The sequence below is a fragment of the Deinococcus fonticola genome, from assembly GCF_004634215.1.
In the GTDB taxonomy this organism is placed as follows: Bacteria; Deinococcota; Deinococci; order Deinococcales; family Deinococcaceae; genus Deinococcus; species Deinococcus fonticola.
Genome location: NZ_SMMH01000016.1, coordinates 42455 through 60973, shown reverse-complemented (window position 1 = coordinate 60973; position 18519 = coordinate 42455). Strand labels below are relative to the sequence as shown.

The 18519-nt window shown below is 65.3% G+C and carries 18 protein-coding genes; 3 read left to right on the top strand and 15 right to left on the bottom strand.

From position 1 onward, the window contains the following. Positions 1-127: 127 nt before the first annotated feature. The 7 genes from E5Z01_RS11050 to E5Z01_RS11020 form a co-directional block, all read right to left on the bottom strand. Positions 128-1378: an aspartate aminotransferase family protein gene (locus E5Z01_RS11050; RefSeq protein ID WP_119762245.1), complete on the bottom strand. Its 1251-nt coding sequence runs from the start codon at positions 1376-1378 to the stop codon at positions 128-130. 208 nt (positions 1379-1586) lie between these two features. Then, positions 1587-2474 carry a DMT family transporter gene (locus E5Z01_RS11045; protein WP_135229412.1) on the bottom strand — a complete coding sequence of 296 codons (888 nt, stop codon included), beginning with the start codon at positions 2472-2474 and terminating at the stop codon, positions 1587-1589. 129 nt (positions 2475-2603) lie between these two features. Next, positions 2604-3866, bottom strand: coding sequence for a LysE family transporter (locus E5Z01_RS20230; RefSeq protein ID WP_167757874.1), 1263 nt, complete (start codon positions 3864-3866; stop codon positions 2604-2606). Continuing rightward, the gene (locus E5Z01_RS11035; protein WP_135229411.1) at positions 3863-4444 is read right to left on the bottom strand and encodes a YfiT family bacillithiol transferase; all 582 of its coding nucleotides are present in this window, start codon (positions 4442-4444) and stop codon (positions 3863-3865) included. The genes E5Z01_RS20230 and E5Z01_RS11035 overlap by 4 nt, the downstream gene beginning before the upstream one ends. 2 nt (positions 4445-4446) lie before the next feature. Next, positions 4447-4971 (bottom strand): YfiT family bacillithiol transferase, encoded by a 525-nt coding sequence (locus E5Z01_RS11030; protein WP_135229410.1) that lies wholly within the window; start codon positions 4969-4971, stop codon positions 4447-4449. Then, on the bottom strand, positions 4968-5408 hold the full coding sequence (locus E5Z01_RS11025) for a GNAT family N-acetyltransferase (protein ID WP_240738314.1): 441 nt from the start codon (positions 5406-5408) through the stop codon (positions 4968-4970). Before E5Z01_RS11025 ends, E5Z01_RS11030 begins: the two co-directional genes overlap by 4 nt. Beyond that, entirely contained in the window at positions 5405-5698 is a 294-nt protein-coding gene (locus E5Z01_RS11020; protein ID WP_205750483.1) for a cupin domain-containing protein, read from the bottom strand. Before E5Z01_RS11020 ends, E5Z01_RS11025 begins: the two co-directional genes overlap by 4 nt. An 85-nt stretch (positions 5699-5783) precedes the next feature. On the opposite strand from E5Z01_RS11020, the gene pdxR reads away from it, so the two are divergent. Next, entirely contained in the window at positions 5784-7283 is a 1500-nt protein-coding gene (pdxR, locus tag E5Z01_RS11015) for a MocR-like pyridoxine biosynthesis transcription factor PdxR (RefSeq protein WP_135229409.1), read from the top strand. A gap of 141 nt (positions 7284-7424) precedes the next feature. Here the strand turns inward: pdxR and E5Z01_RS11010 are convergent, their stop codons facing one another. The 5 genes from E5Z01_RS11010 to E5Z01_RS10990 all read right to left on the bottom strand — a co-directional run bounded on the left by E5Z01_RS11010 (position 7425) and on the right by E5Z01_RS10990 (position 12209). Continuing rightward, positions 7425-8054, bottom strand: coding sequence for a phospholipase A2 (locus E5Z01_RS11010; RefSeq protein ID WP_135229408.1), 630 nt, complete (start codon positions 8052-8054; stop codon positions 7425-7427). Positions 8055-8199: 145 nt separating this feature from the next. After that, positions 8200-9468 (bottom strand): AI-2E family transporter, encoded by a 1269-nt coding sequence (locus tag E5Z01_RS11005; protein ID WP_135229407.1) that lies wholly within the window; start codon positions 9466-9468, stop codon positions 8200-8202. A 130-nt stretch (positions 9469-9598) separates the two neighbouring features. Beyond that, entirely contained in the window at positions 9599-10513 is a 915-nt protein-coding gene (locus E5Z01_RS11000) for an ABC transporter ATP-binding protein (RefSeq protein WP_135229406.1), read from the bottom strand. Positions 10514-10576: 63 nt separating this feature from the next. Further along, positions 10577-11416, bottom strand: coding sequence for an ABC transporter permease (locus tag E5Z01_RS10995; protein ID WP_135229405.1), 840 nt, complete (start codon positions 11414-11416; stop codon positions 10577-10579). Beyond that, the gene (locus E5Z01_RS10990) at positions 11409-12209 is read right to left on the bottom strand and encodes an ABC transporter permease (protein WP_135229404.1); all 801 of its coding nucleotides are present in this window, start codon (positions 12207-12209) and stop codon (positions 11409-11411) included. Before E5Z01_RS10990 ends, E5Z01_RS10995 begins: the two co-directional genes overlap by 8 nt. Before the next feature lie 392 nt (positions 12210-12601). Here E5Z01_RS10990 and E5Z01_RS10985 point away from each other — a divergent pair, with 392 nt between their 5' ends. Beyond that, positions 12602-14248, top strand: a complete 1647-nt coding sequence (locus E5Z01_RS10985) for a methylmalonyl-CoA mutase family protein (RefSeq protein ID WP_135229403.1) — start codon at positions 12602-12604, stop codon at positions 14246-14248. A 184-nt stretch (positions 14249-14432) separates the two neighbouring features. On the opposite strand, the gene glgC is transcribed toward E5Z01_RS10985, so the two are convergent. Both glgC and miaA read right to left on the bottom strand, forming a co-directional pair. Beyond that, positions 14433-15674 carry a glucose-1-phosphate adenylyltransferase gene (glgC, locus tag E5Z01_RS10980; RefSeq protein WP_135229402.1) on the bottom strand — a complete coding sequence of 414 codons (1242 nt, stop codon included), beginning with the start codon at positions 15672-15674 and terminating at the stop codon, positions 14433-14435. 225 nt (positions 15675-15899) lie between these two features. Further along, on the bottom strand, positions 15900-16808 hold the full coding sequence (gene miaA / locus E5Z01_RS10975) for a tRNA (adenosine(37)-N6)-dimethylallyltransferase MiaA (RefSeq protein WP_135229401.1): 909 nt from the start codon (positions 16806-16808) through the stop codon (positions 15900-15902). 44 nt (positions 16809-16852) lie between these two features. On the opposite strand from miaA, the gene E5Z01_RS10970 reads away from it, so the two are divergent. Next, the gene (locus E5Z01_RS10970; protein WP_135229400.1) at positions 16853-17248 is read left to right on the top strand and encodes an Hsp20/alpha crystallin family protein; all 396 of its coding nucleotides are present in this window, start codon (positions 16853-16855) and stop codon (positions 17246-17248) included. A 132-nt stretch (positions 17249-17380) separates the two neighbouring features. Here E5Z01_RS10970 and E5Z01_RS10965 read toward each other — a convergent pair whose 3' ends face one another. Continuing rightward, a complete protein-coding gene (locus E5Z01_RS10965; RefSeq protein WP_135229399.1) occupies positions 17381-18493 on the bottom strand; it encodes a PQQ-dependent sugar dehydrogenase in 1113 nt (370 codons plus the stop codon). Positions 18494-18519: the final 26 nt, after the last annotated feature.

The window sequence follows — 18519 nt, the reverse complement described above, 5'->3', positions numbered from 1 at the left end:
TCGTCCGTTCAGAGCCAATTGACGAAAACAACTTCGCCTTCCCCAGCACAACTTAAACTCCCCTCTCGCCCAGACAGGGATGAGAAGGGAGGGCTGACGGCCACCCAGCAACAGCTGACCAACCTGCTTATTCCTGCTGCTCGTTTTCCTTGTCGGCCTGCTTGAGTTCTTCCTGACGCTCGGCACGGGGATTGACATTGTTCAGCACGCGCTCGAAGGCGGCGACGACCTGGTCGATCTGCTCTTTGGTGATGGTGGCCGGCGGCAGGAAACGCACGACCAGGGGCGTGGCGGCGAGGGTCAGGACGCCTTCGTCGTGCTCCAGGGCATGGATGTAAGGGGCGCTCTTTTCCTTGAGTTCCACGCCGATCATCAGGCCCAGGCCGCGCACTTCGCGGATCTTGGACGACCCGATGGCACGGAGCTTGTCCATCATGTACGCGCCTTTCTCGCGGGCCTGTTCGGCCAGGCCTTCGCGTTTCATGGCGCGGATGGCGGCAGTGCCGGCGGCCATGCTCAGCGGGTTGCCGCCGAAGGTGGTGCCGTGGCCCCCGCCGGGCATTTTCTGCGCGACTTCCTGGGTCATGGCGAAGGCCCCGATGGGCACGCCGCCCGCCATGGCTTTGGCCAGGGTCATGCCGTCGGGAATGACGCCGCTGTGCTCGCAGGCGAACATCTTGCCGGTGCGGCAAAAGCCGGTCTGAATTTCGTCGAGGATCAGCAGCGCACCTTTTTCTTTGGTGATGCGGCGGGCTTCCTGAAGGAATTCGATGCTGGCAGGGCGCACGCCCCCTTCACCCTGCACGGGTTCCATGATCACGGCGGCGGTTTCTTCGGTGACAGCCTGGCGCAGCTGTTCGATGTCGCCGTAAGTGATGAAGTCCACGTGCTTGTTGTCCACGGCGTCGCCGAAGGGTTCACGGTACTTGGGTTCCCAGGTGAAAGCCAGGGCTCCCAGGCTGCGACCGGAGAAGCCGCGTTTCATGGACACGAAGCGGCTGCGGCCGGTGCCGGTAATAGCGAATTTCTTGGCGGCTTCCATGGCTTCGGTGCCGCTGTTGCACAGGAACACACGCTCCAGGCCCTGCGGCAGCACGCCCACGAGTTCCTGAAGGAATTCGGCGCGTTTGTCGTTGGGCATGCTCTGGGGCATGACCATCAATTTCGCGGCCTGCTCCTGCACGGCCTTGACCACGTCCGGGTGGCTGTGGCCCAGCGTGGCGACGCCGTACCCGACCACGCAGTCGATGTAGGAGCGCCCCTGCTCGTCCCAGACGGTGGCGCCCTGGCCGCGCACCATGACCACCTGGTGTTTGGTGTAGATGCCGCTGTCGTACTTGTTCTCGATGTCGAGCCATTTGCTCTGGGTGCTGGTCATGGGGGCCTCCTCCGGCAGTGAATGAACGTGGCCGGTCTATCCGGCCTGATTCAGTGATCGTGACGCCGCTTCTCAACGGCCTGTCCCTTCAGTGTAGGGGGTCGGACGAAACGGCGTAACCCCCTCAGATGGCGAATGTAGACAATGCGCTCTGTTTATAACTAAATCCAGAGGGGCTTTCGCAGGGACATCCAGTCGGTTCGGACACTCAGCGGGCTGCACGCTCAAGGGGGCCGGCGGGCAGCACCGGGCGGCGGTTCATCAGGTAAACGCCCGAGAGTACCACCGCCACGCCCAGCAGCGACGCCGCGCCGACGTGTTCGCCGGCCAGCGCCCCCCAGAACAGGCCCCAGATCGGCAGAATGTACGTCACGGCCGTGGTCTGGGTGGGCGACACGCGGGCCAGCAGGTTGTAGAACACCAGGTACGCCAGGCCGCTGCCCACCACCCCGAGCACGATCACGGCGCCCCAGGCTTGCAGGGACACCTGCGCCGGGTGAGCGCCGAACAGGCCGAAGAGCAGCAAAAGCAGGGTCGAGAGCAGCAGTTGTGTTCCGGCCACGCTCAGGGGTGTCAAGCCGGCGGTGTTCTTCTTGGCAATCACGCCGCCCAGCCCGTAACTGAACGCCGCCGCCAGGATCATCAGCACGCCCGGCAGCGCGGCCTGCCCACCCTGCATGCCACCCGATACGGTAAGGGCCACGCCCGCCAGCCCGATCATGACCCCCAGCCACATCGGCCGCGAGGGGCGCGAGTCGCCCAGGCCCACCGCCACCAGCAGCGTGAACAGCGGCGTGGTGGCGTTCAGGATGCTGGCGATGTTGCTGCTGACCGACTGCTCCCCCAGGGCGAACATCAGCCAGGGAAAGGCGTTGTTCAGCAGGGCGATCAGCGTCAGCATGGGCCACAGGGGCCGCGGCGGAAACGGCACTTTCTGCCACCACATCGCCAGCCTCAGGATCATCATCCCGAACAACGAACGCAGCAGCGCCACCCACACCGGCGGAAAGTCGTGGCCGGCAAACTTGATCAGCAAAAAGGAGATGCCCCAGAAGGCCGAGAGCAGAAACAGGTCGAAATAATCGCGCCGGGTCATGCCCGGACGCCCACAGCAGGCCAGTGTGAAAGCAGCGACATTCGCTCAGTGTCTAGCACGTTTCTCCATCCTTGTTTCAGGCGCCTGTGAAGCAACATAGGCCCCGCAGCGCACAGCCTTGATTGCCGGTCAACACTGGTTCGACGTGTTCAGCCGAGCCACCCGCGAATGCCTTCCCAGGTCATCCACAGGCCCATCATGAGCACGCCGACGGCACAAACGACGTTCAGCCGGTGTTCCCAGCGGGCCGGCAGGGCTTTCGACCGGGCGCCGAGGTTCGCCCACAGCACAAAGGCCACGGTGAACGTCGCGCAAATGACCCCCGTCACCGCCAGCACATAAGGCAGCGTCACCGCCTGGCCCGCCGCGCACTGGGCCAGCGTCAACCCCACGATCAGGTAGGCTTTCGGATTCAGCAGCAACACCAGCGCGCCTTGCAGTGCCATGCGCCTGAAAGTCACCAGCGAGGCCAACTTCCGGAGCAGGGGCGCCGGGTGAACTCAGCATCTGCCCGCCCAGATAAGTCAGGTAAAGGCCACCGGCCACCGACATTAGAGCCATCAGGGCCGGCTGCCTGAAGACCCTGGCATCCAGCGCGAACCCGAGCAGCAGGGTCACGATGACCACCCCGCACAGGTAGCCCAGCAGGGCAGGCACGGCCCGCCGCACCCCGCCGCGTGCGCCGAGCACCGCGAAATACACGTTGGCTGGGCCGGGCGAGACCTGAAGCGGCAACAGGAACGCCACCAGGGCCGCGAGGGTGGTCAGGGTCACGGGTCCGTGTCTCTCGGTCAGGTGCCACGGGTGCAGAAGATGCGCCGGCAGCGCGGGCCAGTTACCTTCCTGGTCGGCCTCGTCCGGCCAGTTCTCCTTGCCGCTCCAGCGTTCGATATGCAGCGAATAAACCGACGTGCGGGCCAGGTCGGCGTCAGTGATCGGGCGCGTCTCCTGCCCCATGCGCAGACCCGGAAAGACCCGCTGCGAGAGTTCGGTGAGCGCCCCGCGTTTCTCGTCTGGGTCGGTCAGCACCCTGGCGCGCCCGAACACGATGACGCTGCGGTATTGCACGCTCAGTTCCAGTGGCGAATTGCTGGGCAGCAGCCCGCCGATCTCGGACGTCTCGAAGGTGGCGGGCTGGCCCTGGTCGGTGTTGGCCCGCAGCCGCCCCACGATATTCGTGTGGTACACGATGTCGCCGTATTGTGGGCGATACACGTAAGCCAGCGGCGTGATGAACGGAAACGCCTGCCCGTCCTCTCCTTGCCAGAGGGTCGCCACACGGCCAATGCGCCCACGCCGCAGCAGTTCGCTGATCCACCCGTTGTCGCGGCGGTTGTGCGGGCGGCGGCTGAGGCTCGGTTCGCGCTGCCGGGGGTCGTAGAAGTCCGTCACCAGCCCCGCCTTTGGCGCAATTTCAGGATGTGGGCGGTGTGGTGCCGGCCATGCCAGGCGTAGGTGGCCAGCAGCTGATCCAGGTTCACGCGCCCATGCTCGTCGGCATTGAAGGCCCGCGCCCACACGGCCCCCGTTTCACGCTGCGCGGCGACCAGCTGCGGGTGAACGAAACACCGCGCCCACTGTGGCGCGGACAGCGACCCGTACAGGCTGACCCAGCGGGCATGCAGCCCGGACAGCAGCTCCAGGCTGGGCCGAATGTTGCCCTGACTGTCGGGCAACCCGGCCCAGTCGGCTTCGCTCCACGGCTTGATGGTGGGCTCCGGTTCGGTCAGCACCAGCTTCATACGGACGTAGGCGTTCAGATGACTGTCGGGCAGGTGATGAACGACCTGACGCACCGTCCAGCCGCCCTCGCGGTAGGGCGTGTCCAGCTGGTCGTCGCTCAGGCCAGCGACGGCGCCGGTGATCTCGACAGGCAACGTCCGTAACGCCTCAAGAGCCTCGCGGCGCTCCTCTGGCGACAGGCTCAGGGTAATGGGGGCCGGCCCAATCGGAAAACGTTCGTCCAGCATGGTTACCAGCCCCTCTTTTCACGCAACTTCAGGATGTGAGCGGTGTGGTGCCGGCCGTGCCAGGTGTAATAGGCCAGCATCTGCTCCAGCGTGGTGGGGCCGTTGACCGGGTGGTGAAAGGTCTTTGGCCAGTCCGCTTCCTCCAGCCCATCCAGGGTCGCCACCCAGCGCGTGTGCAGCGCCCGCAGCAACTCCAGGCTCACGGACGGGTCAAGGTGGCGGTCGGGCAACTCGGCCCAGCGCTGCTCTTCGTAGGGGGTAACGGTAGGCTCCGGTTCGGTCAGCGCCAGTCGGGTGCGGACATAGGCGTTCAGGTGGCTATCCGCGACATGGTGCGCCAGTTGCCGCAACGTCCAGCCGCCTTCGCGGTAGGGCGTGTCCAGCTGTTCGGCGCCCAGACCGGACAGGGCGGCCTGGAGTTCCTCTGGCAGAGCACGCAGCGCGGCCATCCCCTCGCGGCGCTGCGGCGGGGTCAAGGTGGTGACTTGCGGGGCGGGGCCAAGCGGGTAACGCGGGTCGGCGGTCATGACAACTCCTTGCTGAAGTGGTGGGCGGTGATGTTCAAACCGTGCTTAAGGTACTGGCGGTGGGCGGCAAAGCGCGCCGAACCGGTGCCGCTGTCGAGGTGAAGTTCTGCCGCCCCCAGGCGGCTCGCTTCGGCTTCCAGCCAGTGCAGCAGCGCCCCGGCGTGGCCCCGGCCCCGGAATTCGGGCAGGGTGGAGAGGTCGTCCACGTACAGCAGCCTCCCCACGTACAGCATGGTCATCACACGGTAGCCGGCGACGGCCACCGCTTCACGGCTCCCCTCTTCAAAGGAACCGACCAGCGCGTAGCTTTCTCGCCCGGCCGCCTCCAGAAAGGCCTGAAAGGTGTGCAGCGAGGCCATGATCGGCGAGGTCGGGCGCAGTTCCCTCAGGGCCGCGAAAGCCAGCGCCGCATCCCCCGGCGCAATGCGGCGGATCACTCGGTCACGTCCTGGCCGAACAGCGTTCTTGTGGTGGGCCGTTCGCCTCCCGGCGGGCCGAAGAAGATCACCCAGACTTCCAGATCGTCGCTGAACGTCTCGAAGCGGTGCCCAGCTCCGGCAGCCGCGAACAGCAGGTCGCCAGCCTGGAAGCTCTGCCGTTCGCCGTCGCAGAAAAAAGTGCCGGAGCCGCCAACCACCACGTAAAGTTCGTCTTGCTGGTGCGGGGTCTGGCGGTCGTGGCCGCGCGGGCGGTACAGTTCCACGCGGAGGCTGCCGCGCCGGAACACACGTCCAGAAAACCCGGCAGGGGGTCTGCTGGCGGGCCAGGGAAAGGGGAATGCCGTGTTTCATGTCCGCTACACTACCCAGCATATGGCCCGCCCTGAAGTTCCACTTTCTGCCAAAAGAGGCAGTCCACTTGCGGAATTTCCGCTGGCGCTGCACCTCAGGCGCGGCGAAACCGGTGCGCTGCACCAGCAACTGACCGCGCAGCTGCGGGCCGGCGTGCTGAACGGCACCCTGCCGGCGGGCCTGAGATTGCCCGGTTCACGCCTGCTGGCGCACAGCCTGGGCGTGACGCGCGGCGTGGTGGCCGAAGCCTACGCGGCCCTGGTGGCCGACGGCACGCTGGAAGCCGAGGTGGGCAGCGGCACGCGCGTGCCGGCCGGCGCCGCGCGGCGCGAGCGTGCCAGTGCAGGCGCGCCGGCCTGGTTCACCGAGCCGCCCGCCGCGCCCTTCGAATTTGCCGACCGCACCAGCGGGTCAGGCGGCATTCACTTCAAGACGGGCGTGGCGACCACCGCCACCCTCGACGCCAAGGTGTGGCGCCAGGCCTGGGCACACGCCGCGCGGCAGGATGTCAGCGGCGATTACGCCGACCCGCAGGGCGAACCAGAACTGCGCGCGGCCCTGGCCGCCTTCGTGGGGCGCTCACGCGGGCTGCCCGTCTCCCCGGAAGGCGTGATGGTCACGGCCGGCACCCTGCAGGCCCTCAACCTGATCGTGAAAGCCATTTTGCCGCCCGGTTCCAGCGTCCTGATGGAAAACCCCGGCTACCGCGCCGGCCGCCAGGTGCTGCTGGACGCCGGACTTTCTGTTCATCCCCTGCCGCTGGATGAGGACGGCCCGGTGATTACGCCGGACACGCCACCCGCCCGGCTGGTGTACGTGACGCCCAGTCACCAGTTCCCGCTGGGGGTGCGCATGAGCCTGCCGCGCCGCCTGAAGCTGCTGGAATGGGCCGAGAAGAACGACGCCCTTATTATCGAAGACGATTACGACGGAGAATTCCGCTACGGCGCCGCGCCCCTGCCGCCTCTGGCCAGCCTGGACACCTCGGGGCGGGTGCTGTACCTGGGCACCCTCAGCAAAGTCCTGACGCCCGCTGTGCGCACCGGCTTCCTGACCGCGCCTCCGGCCCTGATGCCCGCCCTCGTGCGTGCCCGCACGCTGATGGACTCCGGTCACCCGCTGCCGCTTCAGCACGCCCTGACGTACCTGATGACGCACAGCGAAGTCGACCGGCACATTCGCCGCAGCCGCCGCTGGCACGCCCAGGTGCGCGAGGCCCTGACGCAGGAGCTGGCGCCGCTGGAACCCTTAGCGAAACTGGGTGGCATCGAAGCCGGCCTGCACGTGTGCCTGCACCTGGCGCCGGACTTCGACGCGACCCGCATCGCCCTGACCCTGGCCCGGCGAAACGTTCACGTCTCCACCGTCGCCGAGTACAGCGTCCCCGAATACAGCGCCCCGAACGACAGCGGTACAGGCGCCACGCCGAACGCCCTGCTTCTCGGTTACGGCGGCCTTACCGTGAACGAAGCCGTCGAGGGCGCCCGGGAAATACGGCGAGTCCTGAACGCAATGCTCTAAATCCTCTGGGTTCCTCTGGCCTGCAAGCCGCTGAGATGGCGGCCGGTGAATCCGTGAGAACCGCTCCTCACTGTCAGCCCTGTTCCTTTTCCCGCTGATCGGGTTTCCCAGATCACCCATCAACCGGAATACTGCTCAGCCTCAGAAGCTGCTGCTACCACCGATGCGCACGCCCTGGTAGTAGGCGTAGGCGGCGCTGTAGCAGGCGGGGCGTGCGTACCAGCTCTTGGCGGCGCAGATGGTTTTCATGTTGGTGTAAAAAGCGTCGTCGGTGGTTTTGCGGTTGGCATCGGTGCGTTCGTACACCTTCAGGTTGCGGTAACCGAAGTCGTGGACGTTGCAGGCCGGCCGAAAGTCCTCGCGGTAACCGAGGCCCACGCCGTCCGGGGCGCTGCAGCCGTCGCGCGTCCAGTTCAGGCCGGTGTAGGGCAGGCTGGTGGCGCTGTAAGCGGCGTACTGGCTGTTGTAATTGCCGACGCTGCCCCAGCCGGTGCGTTTGATGTACGCCAGGCGGTCACTGGCATAGTCCAGGGCGCCGAGTTCGGGGACGCGGGGCAGACTCAGGTCGCCGGGCCGTTCCTCGTAGGCTTCCTGAAGGGCGGCCAGCAGGCCGGGATCGTTCCCGTAGCGCGCCAGGATGGCCTGACTGCCCGCGTCCTGCAACTCGGGGCGCCCCGCATAATCGCTGACCAGTGAAGGGGCCGTGGGGGCGGTGCCGCACGAGGCGAGCAGGGCAGACAGGAAACCAGCAACAGCAAGCCGTCTTTTCATGGTGAACTCCTGGCACAGCGTTGAATTCGATGGTGGCGTGAGTGTAGCGAGTTCTGCCGGGCACAATCAAGCCACGACGGCATCCTGACGCTGGCGTATCAGCCTGGCGTCTGCCGTAAGTCTCTGCCCACCCGAACGGCCCGTTTCAGGATTGTGGCGGCCTGGGTTCAGTCGGCGTGTCGGGGGCGGGGTCTTCCAGCACCGCTTGCAAGTCCAGCTCTCCCTCCTCGGCCTGGCGGGTCAATTCGGCATCACGGGCTTCCTGAAGGGCTTTCTCGGTTTCGGCGTTGGCTTCCTTTTCGCGGTCGAGCTGTTCCTCGACCTTGCCGCTGATCAGGGCCATGGCCACCGCGTCGGGAATGTCGGGCGCGTCTTTCAGGTAGAAGTATTGGTACAGCGCCTTGATGACGATCAGGAAAGGCACGGTCAGGAAAGCGCCGGTCAGCCCGAACACCCCGCCGAACAGCAGAATCCCGATGGTGGTGGAAAGGGGATGCAGTTCGCCCGCCCCGCCGATCAGGAAAGGGGCCAGGACGTAACTCTCGAACTGCTGGAAGGCCACCACGAAAATCAGCACGAACAGCGCCTTTTCGGGGTTCTCGGCCAGCGTGAACAGCACCGGGGGAATGGTCGCGGCGATGGGGCCAAGCGTGGGAATCAGTTCGCCCAGCGCCGCCAGGATGCCGAACACCAGCCAGTTGTTCACGCCCAGCGCCCAGAACCCCAGCGAGGTGATGGTGCCGGTCACCAGCATGATCAGCATGGTGGCGCGGCCCCAGGCCCCCAGTTGCTTGAGCATCTGCGCCAGCGCCTGCGTGGCCTTCACGCGGTGGCGAGGCGGCACCGCCCCCAGCGCCCCGTTCACCAGCGGCACGGGGTTCCCCAGCGCAAAGACCACCATCACCAGCGTGACCAACGCGGTCGCTACCCCGCCGACGATCAGGGCAGCCACGCTGGGCAGCATGCCGGCCAGTTTGCCGGCCAGGGTGTTCAGTTGCGCGCCCAGCCTGGTCAGGGTGTCGTCGCCGATTACGGCGGCCACCTGCGGGTGAGCGTGAATCCAGGGTTTGACGGTGGCCACCAGTTGCGTGGAGTTGGTGGGCAGGTTGTCACTCAGGCCCGCCAGTTGCGACACGATGGGCGGAAAGGCCAGAAACCCCATGCCGACCAGGCCCAGCAGCACCAGCAGCACGGTCACGCCCGCCGCCGCCGCCCGCGGCATAAACCTTTCGAAATACCGGGCCAGTGGGTTGAGGGCTGTTGCCAGGATCAGGGCCAGCGTGATCGCCAGCAGCGAGGGGGCCACCTGGCCGAAGAAACTCAGCAGCAGCAGCACCGCGATCACGGTCAGGGCCACGGGCAGCAGGTTGACGACGGTGATGTTGTTCCGCGGAGCGGCGGGCGGCTGGGTCATGCCGCCCAGTTTATCCTGCTATACCCCCGCTTTTTCCGCCCTCGCCGTGCTTTTTCCGGCCCGCTTTTTCAACGCTGCTTTCTCAACGCTGCCACAGCAGGGAAAGAGCCCCCCTCCCCTGGTGGCGGCCCTAAACGCCGGCCAGCAGTTTGCCCTCGTAGATGCGGCGGATGGTGGCCTCGATGTCGGGTTCCTTCACGGTGATGTCCCGCACCGGGGCCAGGGCGGTAACGCGGGCGATGGGCACGGCGGCCGGGCCACTGAAGGCGTAGCGGACGCGCGGGCCGCTGTGCTCCAGCACCTCCAGGCCGGGCAGGGGCGCAGCGGCGGGCGCTTCCTCGAAATCCACGATCAGTTCGCGGGCGCTGCCGTAGCGAGCCTGAAGTTCCGGCAGGTCACCGTCGTACAGCAGCCGCCCGGTGTCGATGATCATGACGCGCCGCGCCAGCCGCTCCACGTCCCCCAGGTCGTGCGTGGTCAGCAGCACGGTCACGCCCCGCTGCGCGTTGATGTGGCGCACGAACTCGCGGATGCGTTCCTTGGCGACCACATCCAGGCCCACCGTCGGTTCATCCAGAAAAAGCAGTTCGGGGTCATGCAGCAGGGCCGCCGCCAGGTCGGCCCGCATGCGCTGCCCCAGCGAGAGTGACCGGGCAGGCGTGTTCAGGAACGGCCCCAGTTCCAGCAGTTCCGTGAAGGCCCGCAGGTTCTCCACGAACTTTTCCCGTGGGACGCGGTACACGTGGCGCAGGAGCTCCAGCGATTCGCGCACCGGCAAGTCCCACCACAGAGTCGTGCGCTGCCCGAACACCGCGCCCAGCCGCGCCACGTGCCGGCGCCGCTCGCGCCACGGCACCAGGCCGCCCACGCTCACCACCCCGGAATCCGGCACCAGCAGGCCCGTCAGCACCTTGATGGTGGTGGATTTCCCGGCGCCGTTCGGCCCCAGGTAACCGACCATCTCACCGCGAGTGATGGAGAAAGAAACGTCCTGCACGGCGGGCTTGCCCTTGAAGGCCTTGTTCAGGTGCTGCACATCGATCATAGAAGCGACTCCTTTGGAGCGTGGAAGATAGAAAAACAGGGGCGGGAAATCCTTTGAGCCCCCTCAGTTCCCGGTGCCCTGGTAACGGCTCACACCGACTTTCCAGAAGGCGAAAGCGGCCGCGAGCATCAGGCTGCCCATTACGGGCGACAGAAAGGCAACCCAGCCGGGCAGACCGTCGGGCAGCGGGCGGCCCAGCAGGTGCAGCACCGGAAAGTACGACAGGAACGCGGCAGGCAGGACGTAAGTGAAGGTCTTGCGCAGCAGGTGGCCGTAAATGTCCATGGGGTAACTGATCAGGGTGCGCCCACCGTACGTCAGGACATTCATGGCCTCGACGTTCTCCACCGTCCAGAAGGTGACCGTGCCGCCGATGACGAACAGACCGCCGAAAAAGGCGATCATCCCGACCATGCTGCTCAGAAGCAGCAGAGCACTCCCGGCACTCCAGGGGAAGCTGACGTGCGTCAGGCCGTAAGCGAGGATGCCGGCGGCAAGAATGACGCGCGACAGGCGGCGCAGGGCGAAATCCGACCCGAACACCTGAAGGGGCAACGGCACGGGCCGCAGCAGAAAGGTGCTGAACGAGCCGCTGCGAATGTGCGTGCCGAGGTTGTCGAAGCCGCCGAACAGCAGGTCCATCACCACGAAACTCAGTTCCGCCAGGCCGTACAGCAGCGCCACCTCGCCCAGTGTCCAGCCGCTGAGCGAACCGAAGCGCGGCAGCACCAGCGCGAACGCCGCGAATTCCGCCAGCGTGATCAGGGCCGTCGAGGCGGCGTCCAGCGCGAACGACACGCGGTAAACACCCTGCGAACGTACCTGGGCGCCAAGCAGCAGGAAGTACAGCTTTACGTGGTGCCGAAAGTCACTCCAGAGCCTAGTTAACCAGAGCCTAGCCACCCGCCACCTCCAGCCGCTTCAGGCCGCGTGCCAGCACCACTCCGGCCAGCACGAACAGCGCCAGCGTCCACCCCAGTTGCAGGGCCACAGCTTCCCAGGCGGCCGCCCCTGTTTTCAGGCCCACCCACAGTTCCACCATGGCGTTCAACATGGCGGGAAACGGCGTGAAGCCCAGGGTCTGGCGGAACCACTCGGGGAAAAAGGCCAGAGGCATCAAAAACCCGCAGCCCAGCCCCAGAACGGCCCAGGCAAGGCGCCCGATGCCCACGGCATCCGCCGACCAGAAGGCCGCGCAGTTCACCAGAAAGCGGAACGCGAAGCCGCAGGCCCACGCCAGCAGCACACTGATCAGCGTCAAAAGCGGCTGGGCGGGCCACTTCATGTCCCACACCAACGGGAAAAGAAGCAGCATGGGCGCGCCGCGCACCACGAACTGCCCCGCCGCCCGCCCGGCGTCCTGCGCGGCCCAGTACCCCAGCAGGTGAAAGGGGCGCAGCAGATCAGTGGCGACCTCGCCCCGGTGAATGGTGCGCATGAAGTCGTACCAGCCGAACAGGCTGAACGAGGCGATGAACACCTGCGTCAGGGCCACGTAGGTCACGGCGTCCTGCGCGGTGTACCCCGCCACCTGCGGCTGCTTTCCGAACAGGGCCAGCAACACGGCGATTCGCAGCGCCCCGAAAAACACGTTCGTGACCATGCCCCACACCGCCGCAGGCAGGTAGGCGAACTGTCGCCGGAACCCCAGCCGGGCCACGGCGGCGTAAAGGGCGAGATGCGGCGACCTCAACATAAACAGCGCTTTTTGAAGAATGACGTCGAGGGATTGTGCCGCCTCTGTCTCCTACCCGGCGTATGGCTGGCCGTTTTCCTTTCGGTTCGGCCAGCCTGCGAAGCTCCCGCCTTTCCTGCGGCTGGACGTGCAGGCCGTTTGACGGTCTGACCTTGCCGGCTCCTTATCTTTTTCAGTGTGAATCTCCCCCATCCCGTGATTTCAGCTGCCGAACTGAGGTTCAAAGGATAGTCAGGGGAGGTGTCTGGGCGCTTACGTCAATTGGCGTAGGGTGGTGGCCGTGTGCTCAGGCAGCGGGTGGGGTTTCGCGGTTTCTGCTACCCTGTTCCCCAACCTAACGAGTGTTAGTTTCCGTGTTTTAATTCGGTGTTTCGCCACCCCGAGGAGGCCGCATGAAGACCAAGAACGAGTGGATGCAGAGTGTCTACCAGCCCGCCACGCAGAAATTCCCGGAGCGGAAATACAACTTCAAGAACCTGTCCGACATGGAGCCGGAGCCGATCTACACGGCGGATGACCTGAAAAACTGGGACGCCGAACGCGACCTGGGCTACCCCGGCGAGTTCCCGTTCACGCGTGGCGTGCAGTCCAGCGTTTACCGTGGGAAGCTCTGGACAATGCGGATGTTCGCGGGCTTCGGCAGTGCCGAGCAGACCAACGAGCGCTTTCACTCGCTGCTCAAAGCCGGGCAGACCGGCCTGTCGACGGCGTTCGACCTGCCCACCCTGATGGGCTACGACAGTGACCACCCCTTTTCCAAGGGCGAGGTGGGCAAGTGTGGCGTGGCCGTGAGCAGCCTGGCGGACATGGAAATTCTGTTCCAGGGCATCGACCCGGAAGCCGTGACCACGTCCATGACCATCAACAGCCCGGCAAACGCCATCTGGGCCATGTACATCGCCAACGCGCAGAAGCAGGGCAAGGACCTGAACAGGGTCGGCGGCACCATTCAGAACGACATCCTCAAAGAATTCATCGCCCAGAAGGAATTCATCTACCCGCCGGCGCCCAGCGTGAAACTGGTGATCGACACCTTCGAGTGGGGGCCGAAAATCGTTCCCAAATGGAACTTCATTTCCGTGAGCGGCTACCACATCCGCGAGGCCGGCGCGACCGGCGTGCAGGAACTGGCCTTCACGCTGGCCGACGGCTTTCATTACGTGGAAAAAGCCCTGGAGCGCGGTCTGGACATCGACGAGTTCGCGCCCCGCATCTCGTTCTTCTGGGACATTCACAACGACTTCTTCGAGGAAATCGCCAAACTGCGTGCCGCCCGCCGCATCTGGGCACGGCAAATGCGCGACCGTTACGGCGCGAAGAACCCCAAGAGCTGGATGCTGCGCACGCACAGCCAGACGGCGGGCGTGAGCCTGCCCGCGCAACAGCCCCTGAACAACATTGCCCGCGTGGCGATTCAGGCGCTCGCGGCCGTGCTGGGCGGTACGCAATCCCTGCACACCGACGCCTTCGACGAGGCGCTGGCCCTTCCGACCGAGGAGAGCGCCGCCATCGCCCTGCGCACCCAGCAGATCATCGCCTACGAAACGGGCGTGGCCGGCGTGGTCGACCCGCTGGCCGGCAGCTACTACGTCGAGAAACTCACCGACGACATCGAGGCCGCCGCCATGGGGTACATCGAGCAGATTCGCATGATGGGCGGTGTGGAGGCCGGCATCGACAACGGCTTCTTCCAGCTCGAAATGGCCGAGGCCGCCTACCGCTACCAGCGTGAAGTGGAAACGAAAGACCGCATCATCGTGGGCGTCAACGAGTTCGTGCAGGACGCCGTGGAAGTCCCCATTCAGATCATCGACCCCGCCGTCGAGGAACTTCAGGCCCGCCGCCTCGCGCAGGTTAAGCGCGAACGCGACCCGCAGCGTGCCGACGCGGCCCTGGCCGCACTGCGCGACACCGCCGTGACCGGCGCGAACAGCATGCCTGCCTTCCTGGAATGTGCCCACGCCTACTGCACCCTGGGCGAGCAGATGGACACCCTGAAAGCCGTGTACGGCATTTACACCGAACCCGTCATGATTTAAGCGAAGACCAGTAAGAGCAGGTGGGAGCCTCGGCCTTTGCGCTGGCTCCCACCTGCTTTTTCCGCTGACCATCTACCCAACCTCAGGCACCGTCCTCCTTAACCCTCGCCGGGTATGGGCTGGCAGCATTCAAGGAAAAGCCGCCCAGGGCAACAACCCGGACGGCTCGGCAAAGCGGCTTCGTCTAGAAGCTGTACCCCTTAGGCACCACCACCACGCCGCTTTCGGTGATGGTAAAGCCCCGCGCCCGGTCTTCTTCGGGGTCGACGCCGATGTTGACGCCGGGCGGGACTTCCACGTTCTTGTCGATAATGGCGTTCTTCACGTGCGCGTGGCGGCCCACGACCACGTTCTCAAAGACGACACTGTTTTCCACGAGTGAGTAAGAGTGGGTGCGCACGTTGCGGGCCAGCACACTGTCCCTGACGGTGCCGCCGCTGATGATGACGCCCCCGGCCATGATCGTGTTGAAGGCCTGTCCTTTGCGGCCTTCGCTCTCGTGAACGAACTTGGAGGGCGGTGAGAACTCGCTGCTGGTGCGCAGCGGCCACTCCGGGTTGTAGATGTCGAATTCAGGGTTCACCGACACCAGATCCATGTTGGCTTCAAAATATGCGTCGAGGGTACCCACATCGCGCCAGTAGGTGTTCGGGCGGGTCTGGCCGGGGATGGGGTTTTTGTGGAAGTCGTAGGCCTGCACGTGGTACCCGTCCGACAGGGCGCGGGGAATAACGTCCTGACCGAAATCGAAGCCGTCCTCCTGGCCGCTGATGCTGGCTTCCAGCAGTTCTTCCAGGGCGCGGCGCGAGAAGATGTAGTTCCCCATGCTGGTCAGGGAGGTTTGCGGGTCGCTGGGGATGCCGGGGGGATTCTTGGGCTTTTCCAGAAATTCCGTGACGCGCCAGCGGTCGTCCACCTGCATCACGCCGAAGCGGTGCGCTTCACTTTGCGGCATGGGGTAAGCGGCGATGGTGATGTCGGCGCGGGCCTCGATGTGTTTTTCCAGCATGTGTTCCACATTCATCTTGTAGATGTGGTCACCGCTGAAAATAGCGACGTAATCGGCCTCGTAGTTGTCGATCAGGTGCATGTTCTGGTACACGGCGTCGGCGGTTCCCCGGTACCACGCCGCGCCCAGTTCCTCGAAGCGGTACATCTGCGCGGGCACCAGCGTAATGAAGTAGTCGCTGAGGAAGGTGCCGAAGCGCCAGCCGCGCTGAATGTGCTCGGTGAGGCTCTGGGCCTTGTACTGCGTCAGGACGTAAATGGAGAACACGCCGCTGTTGATGAAGTTGTTGATGGCGAAGTCGATGATGCGGTACTTGCTGCCGAACGGCACGGCGGGTTTGCTGCGTTTCTGGGTGAGGGGAGCGAGGCGGGAACCCTGCCCACCGGCGAGAATCATGCCGAGAATTCTTGGTTTCATGCTTGGACTCCGTGCGTGACCGTCAATCCGTGCGGTGCGGGCAGGGGTGACGAACGTAAATTCTTTCGCTTCCAGCAGCTTTTAACTGCTCCTTTACTTTAGCGCCCAGCAGCAGGTGCGTCTGCCCTGGCCCCCGGCACACATCCATTCCCTCGGGCCAGCCTGCGGCCCTCCGCGCCAGGAAAGACGGGCTCGACGCACTCTTCCAGGTGTGGCTCCAGGGCTTTACCAATTCTTCAAGTGTTCCCTCAGCGCCTGCTGCGCCGCCTCGGGGGTCACGACCGACACGCCCAGCTGGGAGCGCATCCAGGTAACTTGCCGCCGGGCATACTGCCGGGTCGCCAGGAAAATGCGCTCTGCGGCCTCCGGAACGCTCAATTCACCACGGGCCACGCCCAGCGCCTCGCGGTACCCCAGTGCCTGCCACGCGGTGGGCCGGGGATCGGCGTCCGGGTCGACCTGCGCCGCCAGCCACCCAGCTTCGTCGGGCCAGCCGCCCGCCAGCATGGCCTGAGTGCGCTGCCTCATACGTTCCTCCAGTTCCTCGCCGGGGCGCGTGAAAGCCGTGACCGCGTACTGGAAAGCGGGGGTGCTGTACCCGAACTGGCCCGGAAAGCGCCCGCTGCGGCGGTACACCTCCAGCGCCCGCACGACCCGGCGCGGATTGCGCTCCATGCGCCGCGCCTCGGCAGGGTCGACCTGCTCGATGTCCAGGAGCAGGGCGTCCAGGCCGCGCCGCTGCAAGTCCTGTTCGACGGCCTCGCGTTCGGCAGGCACGCTGGGGGGCGTCAGGGGCAGGCCGCGGATCAGCGCCGACAGGTAAAACCCGGTTCCGCCCACGACAAGCGGAATCCGGCCCCGGTTCAGGATGTCCTGGAGGGCATTCTGTGCGAGCGTCACGAATTGCGCCACATCGAAATTCTCAGTCACGTCGGCCACGTCGATCAGGTGGTGGGGCACCCGGCGCAACTCTGCCCGGTTCGGTTTCGCGGTGCCGATGTCCAGCCCCCGGTAGACCGTGAAGGCGTCGGCCGACACGATTTCCAGGTCGAACTGCCGCGCGAGTTCCAGCGCCAGGCTGGATTTGCCAGCGGCGGTGGGCGCGGTCAGGACAGGCAGGGGCAGAAGTGTCACTCCGCCAATTTTGCCAGAAGCGCGGCTCTGCTACGCTGCACTCCATGAACGAGCCGGTGCTGTCGAGACTGCAACAACTCATGACCATCCGCGAGGGCGTGGAGAACCTGGGCCAGCCGGGCGCCTGGCACCCCGCCGCCGACTGGGTGGACGCCGGAACCCATCTGCTGCTGCTGATGGACGTGCCGGGCGTCAACGTCGAGTCACTGGCGCTGGAGGAGCAGGGCGACACTGTAACCATCACGGGTGAACGCAGCACCCCCGAGCACCGCCTGAGCGCCGAACGCCCCGGCGGCACGTTTACCCGCAAGCTGACTTTTCCACAGGAAGTGCTACCGCAGACCGGGCAAGCCACCGTGAAGAATGGCGTGCTGACCGTGCAGTTCGAGAAGAAGCACCCCACCATCGACGTGACCTGCCAGACTGAAACAGAAAAGTGAGCCGGCGCTGACAAAGAAGGCCCTGGACGGTGCGAAATAAGGTCAAGCACCGCATCCGCAGAAGGAAGCCAACCAGAGAAGTGGACAGCAGGCAGGCCGGAACCTCCCTTGCCCCGGCCTTAGCTTCCTTCCTTACTTACCGTACTGAATGCGCCAGACTTTCCCCGTGCCGTCGTCCGAGAGGAGCAGGCTGCCGTCGGCGGCGACCACCAGGTCGACGGGGCGGCCCTGGGTGTTCTGGCCTTTCAGGAAGCCGGTCATGAAGTCCGTGACCTTCCCGGTCTGCGGGTTCACAGTCACGACCTTGTAGCCGCTTTTCTGGCTGCGGTTCCAGCTGCCGTGCAGGGCGACGAACATCTGGCCCTTGTACTGGGCCGGGAAGGTATTGCCGGTGTAAAAGGCCAGGCCCAGCGGCGCGGAGTGCGCGGTGGTCAGGGCAAAGGCGGGCGTGGCTTTCTTGCAGGTGTCGGCGTTCTTGCGTCCGAAATCCTTGTCCCACACCTGGGGTTGCCCGGCCTGCGTGGTGTAGCAGTACGGCCAGCCGTAGAAACCGCCCTCCTTGACCTTGTAGAAACCTTCGGGCGGAAGGTTGTCGCCCAATTGGTCACGCCCGTTGTTGGTGGCGTAAAGCTGGTTGCCCGACCACTCCAGGCCCACGGCATTGCGTAGGCCGGTGGCGTAAACCTTTCCGTTCTTGCCGTTCTCGTCGTACACCCAGATGGCGGCGCGGCGCGCATCGGTTTCCTCGCACACGTTGCAGGTGCTGCCCACCGACACGTACAGTTTTCCGTCCGGCCCGAACACGGCGGTGCGCGTCCAGTGTCCGCCCTCCGGCAGGTCGATCAGTTTCTCGGCCGCGCCCGTGGCCTTGCGGTCACCGGATTTATACGGAAAGCGTACCACGCCGTTGGTGTTCCCCACGTACACGTAATTCCTGTGGAATTCGATGCTGAAGGGGCGGTTCAGGCCCGCGGCAAACACCGTGCGGCCTTCGGCCTTGCCATCCTTGTTGGCATCGGTCAGCACGACAATTTCACCCTTACCGGGGTCGCTTACGAAGATGTCCCCGTTGGGCGCCAGGGCCAGGTAACGTGGTTGATCGAAACCGTCCGCGAATACGTTGACCTTGAAATCGGAGGGCACCTGTGCGGCGGTCGTCTGGGCGGCGGGTGTCTGGGCGGCGGGTGTCTGGGCGCAGGCACTGACACCCAGCGCGGCCAGCAGGGTGAGGGACAGTTTCTTCATTTCAACAGCAGAGCACCCAGCCGTGA